Source organism: Virgisporangium ochraceum (assembly GCF_016863655.1).
Classification (GTDB): domain Bacteria; phylum Actinomycetota; class Actinomycetes; order Mycobacteriales; family Micromonosporaceae; genus Virgisporangium; species Virgisporangium ochraceum.
Map to the genome: position 1 here is coordinate 70,961 of NZ_BOPH01000007.1, position 8,168 is coordinate 79,128.

Below are 8,168 nucleotides of genomic sequence, written 5' to 3' on the forward strand. Positions count from 1 at the left end.
ACTTGACTAAGCAACGATCCGGCCACACATCTTCGATGAGTCGGTTGGGTGGTGTTCACACCGGGAGAAGGCGTACCGTCGAGATAAGACACGCACAGTCGAGTTGGTAACGCTCTCTCCATTGGGGTTTTGCCTTCCGGCGCCGGGGGTCGCACCCGCGCCCGCGGCAATACGGACAGCTACACGGACATCTGTCCCCCCAAAAGGGAGGCTCCGTTTCCATGAACAAGAATCTGGCCGAATGGCCGTATCTCCTCGTCCAGGTCGTCCAACGACCGGGCCGCGCGCTCTCGGTCACCGGGCACGGCGAGATCGACATGACGACCGTCGACGCCCTGACCCACACGCTCACCACGGCCCTGCGCCAGGAGCACCCGCTGCACATCGACGTGAACCTCGCCGAGGTCACGTTCATGGACTCCTCGGGCGTCAACGCGTTGATGGCGTGCCGGGCCGACGCCAGCCCACAGGGCTGCCGCATCACGATCAGCCACCCGCGGCCGATGGTGCGCCGCGTGCTCGCCGTGACCGGCGTGCACCACCTATTCGGTCTCTAGCTTCTCCTGTACGAACTGCGTCAGGCTGCCCAGCGTCTCGAAGACCTCCGCGGTGACGTCGTCGTCGTCGACCGTGATGCCGAACCGCTGCTCCAGCGCGGCCACCAGTTCCAGCACCGCCATCGAGTCGAGCTCGGGCAGGCTTCCCAGCAACGGGGTCGACGCGTCGATCGTGTCGGCCCGGTCCTCGACGCCGAGCGTCTTCACCAGGACGTCCTTCACGTCGTGCTCCACCTGGATGACCCCTTTCATACCAGCACCTCGGCGGGTGCCGGGTGGCTCAGGAACGCGGTCGGGCTCGCGGTGAGACCGTACGCGCCGGCCTGGAACAACACGACCAGATCACCGATCTCCGCGGCCGGCAGCGACACATTGTCACCCAGCAAGTCGAGGGGCGTGCAGAGGCATCCGACCACCGTGGCGGTCTCCACACCCGGCTCCATCCGGTTGCCGATCGCCAGCGGGTAGTTGCGCCGGATCACCTGGCCGAAGTTGCCGCTCGCGGCGAGCTGGTGGTGCATGCCGCCGTCGACCACCACGAACACCTTGCCGCGCGACTCCTTGCGGTCGACGACCCGCGTCACGTAGACGCCCGCCTCACCGACGAGGTAGCGGCCGAGCTCGACCTGCACGGTGGCGTCGGGCAGGTTCGGCCGGACGCGCTCGCTCATCAGGGTCTCGAGGTTCGCGGCGATCGGGTCGAGGTCGAGCGGGCTGTCCTTCTCGTGGTACGGGATGCCGAAGCCGCCACCGATGTTGAGGTACCGCACCGGTTCCGGCGCGTGCCCGGCCAGCCGCAGCGCCAGCTCGACGGTCTGCTGCTGTGCCTGGCACAGGATGTCGGCCTTGAGGTTCTGCGAACCGGCGAAGATGTGGAACCCGAGCACGTCGAGCCCGTCGAGCTCCTTCAGGAGCTGCGGGACGCGCTCGGCGTCGACGCCGAACTGCTGCGGCCCGCCGCCCATCCGCATGCCCGAGCCCTTGACGGCGAAGTCGGGGTTGACCCGCACCGCCACCCGCGGCCGGACACCGAGCCGCTCGCCGGCCTGGATGACCCGGCGCGCCTCGGTCTCCGACTCGAGCTCCACGGTGATCCCGGCGGCGACAGCCTGGCGCAGCTCCGCCTCGGTCTTGCCCGGACCGGCGAAGCTCACCTTCGTCGGCGGCATCGTCGTGTCGAGCGCGACCCGCATCTCCAGCGCGGACGCGACGTCGAACGCGTCGACGAGCCCGGCGAGGTGCTGCACGACGGCCGGCATCGGGTTCGCCTTGATGGCGTAGCCGAGGCTGATGTCGTGCGGCAGCGCCGCCTTGAGCGTGTGGACGCGCTCGGTGATGAGCGAGCGGTCGTAGGCGAAGAACGGCGTGGAACCGACCCGCTCGGCCAACCGGTCGAGCGGCACGCCGTTGACGGTCAGCATCGTCCCCTGGGTGCCGAAGCCGTTCACGCGCCCAGTTCCTGCCGCAGGAGGGTCCGGTCGAACTTGCCGTTGGGCGAGCGGGGGATCTCCGGCTTCACGACGACCTGCTTCGGCACCATGTAGAGCGGCAGCCGCTTGCGGAGGTCGGCGAGCAGCGCCTTTCCGTCGAGGTCGCCGCCTTCCGGCGGGCTCGCGACCACCACGATGTGCTGCCCGAGCCGCTCGTCGTCGACGCCGAGGGCCACGGCGTCACGCACCAGGCCCGTCTCGTAGACGACCTCCTCGATCTCGGTCGGGCTCACCCGGTAGCCGCTGGTCTTGATCATCTCGTCTTTGCGGCTGACGAAATACAGGAACCCGTCCTCGTCGCGCTTGACGACGTCGCCGGAGAACACGGCCAGCTCGGTGACCATGATGCCGGCCGGGCGTCCCGGCGCGGGGCGGAAGCGTTCGGCGGTGCGCTCGGGGTCGTTCCAGTAGCCGAGCGACACGAGCGCGCCGCGGTGCACCAGCTCACCGGGCTCGTGCGGGTCGCAGATCGAGCCGTCCTCCCGCACCACCAGGATCTCGGCGTCGGGAATGGCCTTGCCGATCGAGTCGGGCCGGCGGTCGACCTCGGCCGGGTCGAGGTAGGTCGACCGGAACGCCTCGGTGAGCCCGTACATCAGGAACGGACGGGCGTTGGTGAAGTGCGCGCGCAGCTTGTCCAATGTGGACTTCGGCATCCGGCCGCCGGTGTTGGCGAAGTACCGGAGCCTCCCCGCGGTCTCGGCCGGCCAGGTGAGGTCGGCGAGCTGGATCCACAGTGGAGGGACGCACGTGAGCCCCGTGACCCCGTGCTTCGCGCACTGGTTGAGCACGTCGGCCGGCGTCAGGTAGTTGACCAGTACCACGTGCGCACCCACGCTGAACGCGGTGGTCAGCTGGCTGAACCCGGCGTCGAAGCTGAGCGGCAGCACCGCCGCGACCACGTCGTCGGGAGTGTTGCCGATGTAGCCGCTCACGCTCTCGGCGCCGACGATGAGGTTGCGGTGCGAGAGCACCACGCCCTTCGGCTTGCCGGTGCTGCCGGAGGTGTAGAGGATCGCCGCCATCGACAGGTCGATCCCGTTCACCGGCGGCCGCTCCGGCCCGTCGACAAGATCGGCCCACGTCGATACCCGGTAGTGGGCGTCGACCTCGGGCGCCTCGCCGATCACCACGACGTGCTCCAGTGCCTTGCACTCCGCCAGTTCGGCGCGCAGCACCGCGAGGCGCTCGGGCGTGGTGACGAGCACCTTCACGTCGCAGTCGGCGAGGATGAACGCCACCTGCCGGGCGCGCAGCAACGGGTTCACGGGTACGAACACACCACCCCCGGCGGAGGTGCCGAAGATCGCGGTGACCGTCTCGACGCGCTTGTCGAGGTATACCGCCACGCGGTCCTCGGAGTTCAGGCCCAGCCCGCGTAACCCGGCACCCACCGCGACGGTCTCGGCCCACAACTGCGCGTAGGTGCGCGTGGTGTCTTTGACCGTGACCGCCGGCGCGTCACCACGGGTGACGGCGGCCTCGGCCACGAGGTGGTGCAGTTGGGTTCGCATCGCTGTCCTTACTGAAACTGGGTTACCAGGCAACACAGGCGAGTTCGCTGTAGAGGTAGTCGATCTGGTCGTGGGCCAGCTTGTCGCTACGGAACATCTTGCGGCGCGGAGACGCCAGCAGCCTCGACGGCCACGGACGGTGGCCGGTGACCCGCAGCTCCATGAGCGTCGCGGGAATGCCGTGCCGCACCAGGAGGTGGCGGGAGAACGCCCGGGCCGCCTTCCGGAACACCGCCGGGTTGCTCACGTGCAGCACCGACGCGAACAGCGGCAGGCCCTTGCGCCGGTCCTTGCGGAACACGACGTAGCAGTGCTCACCGCCGGCTCGCAGCAGTACGTGCTTCGCGGCGGCGGTGGCCCGGTGGTCGGTCCAGATCGCCCTGTCGCGGCCGGTGAGCGTGCGCCCGATCACGGCCGGGTCGCTCGTGACGCGCCAGGGCAGGCCCGGCCACGGCAGGTTCGGCACGAGCGCGGTGGTGGTGTCGAGGAACTCGAACTTGAGCCGGCTGTTGATCGGCACCACGTTGCCGCTGGGCGACAGGTCGGTGAAGTGGTACCCGTCCTGCGCGAGGAGCGCCTTCAGCAGGCGCAGGCTGTGGAAGCGGTGCTCCTCGCGAACGCACCAGGCGCCGAGGTTGCAGAAGCGTTCGGCGCGGCCGTCGATCTCACGCTCCGAGTAGAAGGCGAGGTACGCGCCGACGACCTCACCGTCGTCGGTGCGGAGCATGAACCCGTGGTTCGGCGGGTCGCCATCCGCCGAGACCTTCCATGGGACGCTCATCGCGCGGGCCCAGGCGTCGGCCGGTACCCGCTGGTTCAGCTCGGAATGCAGGAACCGGGCGACCGCGGAGACGTCGGCGCCGGTGATCGGGTGGACTCGAACGGCCATCGGTAGCGAATCTACCGGCGCCCGTGATGAATCTCTGCGCTACGTTCGGTCTGACCGTAACGCCCGTTAGTCGACAAGGACGGGCAGCTTTCCGACAGACGCCTTCCCAGGCCCCACGGAGAATGAACGGGCTACCGGAGAAGGTGGCGCAGTGAGAGAAGGGCGTCCTGTGACGGGTGAGCCGGAGACCATCGCCGTGGTGGTGGTCACGTACAACAGTGCTTCCCTCATCGAAGACCTGGTCGCCTCGCTCGCACCGGGGCTGCGCGGGTTGAACTGGCATCTCACGGTCGCCGACAACGACTCCCGCGACGGCACGGTCGAGGCGGTGCGCCGGTTCGCGCCGTTCGCACACGTGGTCGAAACCGGTCGCAACGCCGGATACGCGGCGGGCATCAACGCCGCCGTCGCCGCCGCGAAACCGTTCAGCGCGGTGCTGGTCCTCAACCCCGACATCCGGCTCGGCGGCGACTGCGTCCCCGAGCTCCTGAAGCTGCTGCGCGAGCGCGGCGCCGGCATCGCGGTCCCGAAGATCGTGCGCGCGAACGGTGACTTCAGCCCGAGCCTGCGCCGCGAACCGACGATCCTCCGGGCGTTCGGCGACGCCCTCGGTGCCACCCGGATGGGCCGCTACCGGCTCTTCGGCGAGTCGGTCACCAACCCGGCCAGCTACGCCGACGAGGTCACGGTCGACTGGGCCGAGGGCTCGATCATGCTCATCGACAAGCCGTGCTGGGACGCCTGCGGCGGCTGGGACGAGACGTTCTTCCTGTACGCCGAGGAGACCGAGTACGCCCTGCGGGCCCGCGACCACGGGTTCGCGATGATGTACACGCCGCACGCCAACGCGCGTCACCTCGAAGGCGACGCCGCGACCAACCCGCCGCTGTGGGCGCTGCTGACGCTCAACCGGATCCGGCTCTACCGGCGCCGGCACAACGCGGTCTCGACGGCCGTGTACTGGGCGATGGTGCTGCTGCGCGAGGCGAGCCGGGCGGCGCTGGGCAACCCGTCGAGCCGGCGGGCCACGAAGGCGCTGCTGAGTGCCCGCCGGTTACGCGAGCGTCCGGGTCCGCTGAGCATCGCGCCGGCCGCCTGATGGCACCCGACCCCAACGTCGTCGTGGGCGGCGGCATCGTCGGGCTGGCCACCGCGCGGGCGCTGCAGGAGCGCGACCCCGACCGGCCGGTGATCGTGCTGGAGAAGGAGACCGCGGTCGCGACCCACCAGACGGGACGCAACTCCGGCGTCATCCACTCCGGGCTGTACTACGCGCCGGGGTCGCTCAAGGCCGACCTCGCGGTGCGCGGTGCCGAGGAGATGAAGCGGTTCTGCGCCGAGCACGACATTCCGTTCGACGTGCCGGGAAAGCTCGTCGTCGCCACCCGGCCGGGCGAGTTGCCGGCGCTCGAGCGGCTGCTGGAGCGCGGCCGGGCCAACGGGGTGCCGGTGCGGCGGGCCGAGCCGGGCGAGGTCGAGGAGCGCGAGCCGTACCTGCGCGCGGTCGCCGCGCTCGTCGTCGACTCCACCGGGCGGGTCGACTACGGCCTGGTCGCCGCGGCGCTGCGCCGGCTGATCGAGGCCGACGGCGGCACCATCCGCCTCGGCGAGGCGGTCCGTGGCATCTACCAGCGCGACGGCGACGTGCTGCTGCGCACCACCCGCGACACGCTGCTGGCGCACCGGGCCGCGGTGTGCGCGGGCCTGCAGTCCGACCGCCTGGCGCGGCTGTCGGGGTCCGACCCGAAGGTGCGCATCGTGCCGTTCCGTGGCGAGTACCGCGAACTGGTCCCGTCGCGGTCCGACCTCGTCCGCGGGCTGGTGTACCCGGTGCCCGACCCGGAACTGCCGTTCCTCGGCGTCCACCTCACCCGCGGCATCGACGGGCATGTCCACATCGGACCGAACGCGGTGCCGGCACTGGCCCGCGAGGGCTACCGGTGGACGAACGTCTCCGTGCGCGACCTGGCCGACTCGATGGCGTTCCGCGGATCGTGGCGGCTGGCCCGCCGGTACGGCAAGGTCGGCGCGGGCGAGATGGTGCGGTCGCTGGTCGGCCGGTCGTTCGTCGCCGCGGTACGCCGGATGCTGCCCGACATCCAGGCCAGCGACATGCGCCGGGCGCCGGCCGGGGTGCGCGCGCAGGCCGTCGGCGCCGACGGCAAGCTGGTCGACGACTTCCTGCTGCGTCGCGAGGGGCCGGTGCTGCACGTGTTGAACGCACCGTCGCCGGCCGCCACCGCGTCCCTCCTGATCGGCCGCCGGATCGCGGCCGAACTCCTCGCCGATTAGCGAAACCCCCGCGGGCGCCGGCGGGTGTTAACCGTGTGACGTCCGATTTCGAGGAGTTCTACCAGGGCACCCGGCACCGCCTGGCCGCGTTCCTGTACGCCCTCACCGGAGACGTGGGCGAGGCGCAGGACGTGGCGCAGGAGGCGTACGCGCGGGCCTGGCAACACTGGTCGCGCGTCGCGTCGTACGAGGACCCCGAGGCGTGGGTGCGGATGGTCGGGTACCGCCTCGCGATGAACGTGTGGCGCAAGGCCACCAACCGGTTCCGCGCGTACCGCCGGCACGGCACGTCCCGCGACGTCGACCCGCCCGGTGAGACGACGGTGCTGGTGCGGGCGGCCCTGCGCGACCTGCCCGACAACGAACGCCTCGTCGTCGTGCTGCACTACCTGCTCGACCTCCCGGTCGCCGAGATCTCGCGGCAGACCGGCGCCCCGGTGAACACCGTGAAGACCCGGCTCGCCCGCGGCCGGCGGCGCCTCGCCTCCCTCATGAACCTCGACCTCGCGGAGGAGGAGAGCCGTGCCTGAGCAGACCTTCAGCGGGTTGTTCGACGAGACCGCGCACCTCGACTGGGCCCCGACCGACGGGCTGCGCCGGCGGGCCCGGCGGCGCCGGCTCCGTCAGCGGTTCGCGGCCGGAGCGGCGGCCGTCGCCGTGGTCGCGGTGGTCGCCGCCGGTACGGCGTTCGCGCTGGATCGGGGACCGGCACCGGAGCCCGTCCCGCCGGCGACCCCGGCGCCTTCGGTGTCTCCACCGGTCTCCCCGTCGGGGTCCGCGACCGGGTCGGCGAGCCCGGCCGGATCGGCCGCCATGGGATCGGCGTCGAGCCCGCCGACCCTCCTCACGCAGGTGCCGGCCGCCGCCATGCTCACGCCGGCCGACGTGGGGTCGAGCGGCTGGAGCCGGGACGACGGCGAGGACGGCGGAGACTGGCAGATCAGCTTCACGTTCACCATCTGCTCGACCGCTGACGGGACGCCACCGGGCGGAGACGTCCACCGCCGCTGGCAGACCATGTCCGGGCCGTCGGAGAAGTACGTGCTCCAGCGGGTGGACGCGTTCGCCTCGGCCGCCGCGGCGCGGGCCCACCTCGGCTGGGTGCGGAGCGAGGTCACCAACTGCCGCAACTTCGCCTACGAGGGCCACCGGTACTCGATGTCCATCGTGGACGAACCGCCGTCCGGCGACGAGGCGTTCATCGTGCGGACGGTCGGCTACAACAACCAGATCCGGATCCACGGCTTCGTGCGGGTCGGCAACCTGGTGACCGAGTTCGTGCACAGCGACGACACGACCGACCGGGCCTTCACGCTGAGCGTCAAGGCCGCCTCTCGGCTGTGCGCCGCGACCCGCACCTGCTAGTGGTGCTTCGTCAGGTCTGTCGACCGGCCACGCCGTGTCGAGGCCTGCGCCGATCTTGCAG

9 protein-coding genes are annotated in these 8,168 nt (G+C 70.8%); 5 read left to right on the forward strand and 4 right to left on the reverse strand.

The features are described 5' to 3' along the window. Positions 1-221 precede the first annotated feature (221 nt). The gene (locus tag Voc01_RS02995) at positions 222-557 is read left to right on the forward strand and encodes an STAS domain-containing protein (protein ID WP_203925671.1); all 336 of its coding nucleotides are present in this window, start codon (positions 222-224) and stop codon (positions 555-557) included. Here Voc01_RS02995 and Voc01_RS03000 read toward each other — a convergent pair. The 4 genes from Voc01_RS03000 to Voc01_RS03015 are packed head-to-tail and all read right to left on the reverse strand — an operon-like array spanning position 543 to position 4,450. After that, positions 543-809, reverse strand: coding sequence for an acyl carrier protein (locus tag Voc01_RS03000; protein WP_203925672.1), 267 nt, complete (start codon positions 807-809; stop codon positions 543-545). The genes Voc01_RS02995 and Voc01_RS03000 overlap by 15 nt on opposite strands. Further along, a complete protein-coding gene (locus Voc01_RS03005; RefSeq protein WP_239159902.1) occupies positions 806-2,005 on the reverse strand; it encodes a pyridoxal-dependent decarboxylase, exosortase A system-associated in 1,200 nt (399 codons plus the stop codon). Before Voc01_RS03005 ends, Voc01_RS03000 begins: the two co-directional genes overlap by 4 nt. Further along, positions 2,002-3,561 (reverse strand): acyl-CoA ligase (AMP-forming), exosortase A system-associated, encoded by a 1,560-nt coding sequence (locus tag Voc01_RS03010; protein ID WP_203925673.1) that lies wholly within the window; start codon positions 3,559-3,561, stop codon positions 2,002-2,004. Before Voc01_RS03010 ends, Voc01_RS03005 begins: the two co-directional genes overlap by 4 nt. Before the next feature lie 22 nt (positions 3,562-3,583). Next, complete coding sequence (locus Voc01_RS03015) at positions 3,584-4,450, reverse strand: hypothetical protein (protein ID WP_203925674.1); 867 nt, start codon at positions 4,448-4,450, stop codon at positions 3,584-3,586. 169 nt (positions 4,451-4,619) lie between these two features. Here Voc01_RS03015 and Voc01_RS03020 point away from each other — a divergent pair, with 169 nt between their 5' ends. Genes Voc01_RS03020 through Voc01_RS03035 form a run of 4 tightly spaced genes read left to right on the forward strand, consistent with a single transcriptional unit; the run spans position 4,620 to position 8,107 of the window. Beyond that, on the forward strand, positions 4,620-5,549 hold the full coding sequence (locus Voc01_RS03020) for a glycosyltransferase (RefSeq protein WP_203925675.1): 930 nt from the start codon (positions 4,620-4,622) through the stop codon (positions 5,547-5,549). Next, positions 5,549-6,742: an L-2-hydroxyglutarate dehydrogenase gene (gene lhgD, locus Voc01_RS03025; RefSeq protein WP_203925676.1), complete on the forward strand. Its 1,194-nt coding sequence runs from the start codon at positions 5,549-5,551 to the stop codon at positions 6,740-6,742. The genes Voc01_RS03020 and lhgD overlap by 1 nt, the downstream gene beginning before the upstream one ends. 35 nt (positions 6,743-6,777) lie before the next feature. Next, positions 6,778-7,272, forward strand: coding sequence for a sigma-70 family RNA polymerase sigma factor (locus Voc01_RS03030; protein WP_203925677.1), 495 nt, complete (start codon positions 6,778-6,780; stop codon positions 7,270-7,272). After that, positions 7,265-8,107, forward strand: coding sequence for a hypothetical protein (locus Voc01_RS03035; protein WP_203925678.1), 843 nt, complete (start codon positions 7,265-7,267; stop codon positions 8,105-8,107). The genes Voc01_RS03030 and Voc01_RS03035 overlap by 8 nt, the downstream gene beginning before the upstream one ends. Positions 8,108-8,168 lie beyond the last annotated feature (61 nt).

Bases quoted from the DNA above. Each gene is read 5' to 3' on its own strand.
- Voc01_RS02995 (WP_203925671.1), top strand. From the start codon at position 222: ATGAACAAGAATCTGGCCGAATGGCCGTATCTCCTCGTCCAGGTCGTC.
- Voc01_RS03000 (WP_203925672.1), bottom strand. From the start codon at position 809: ATGAAAGGGGTCATCCAGGTGGAGCACGACGTGAAGGACGTCCTGGTG.
- Voc01_RS03010 (WP_203925673.1), bottom strand. From the start codon at position 3,561: ATGCGAACCCAACTGCACCACCTCGTGGCCGAGGCCGCCGTCACCCGT.
- Voc01_RS03015 (WP_203925674.1), bottom strand. From the start codon at position 4,450: ATGGCCGTTCGAGTCCACCCGATCACCGGCGCCGACGTCTCCGCGGTC.
- lhgD (WP_203925676.1), top strand. From the start codon at position 5,549: ATGGCACCCGACCCCAACGTCGTCGTGGGCGGCGGCATCGTCGGGCTG.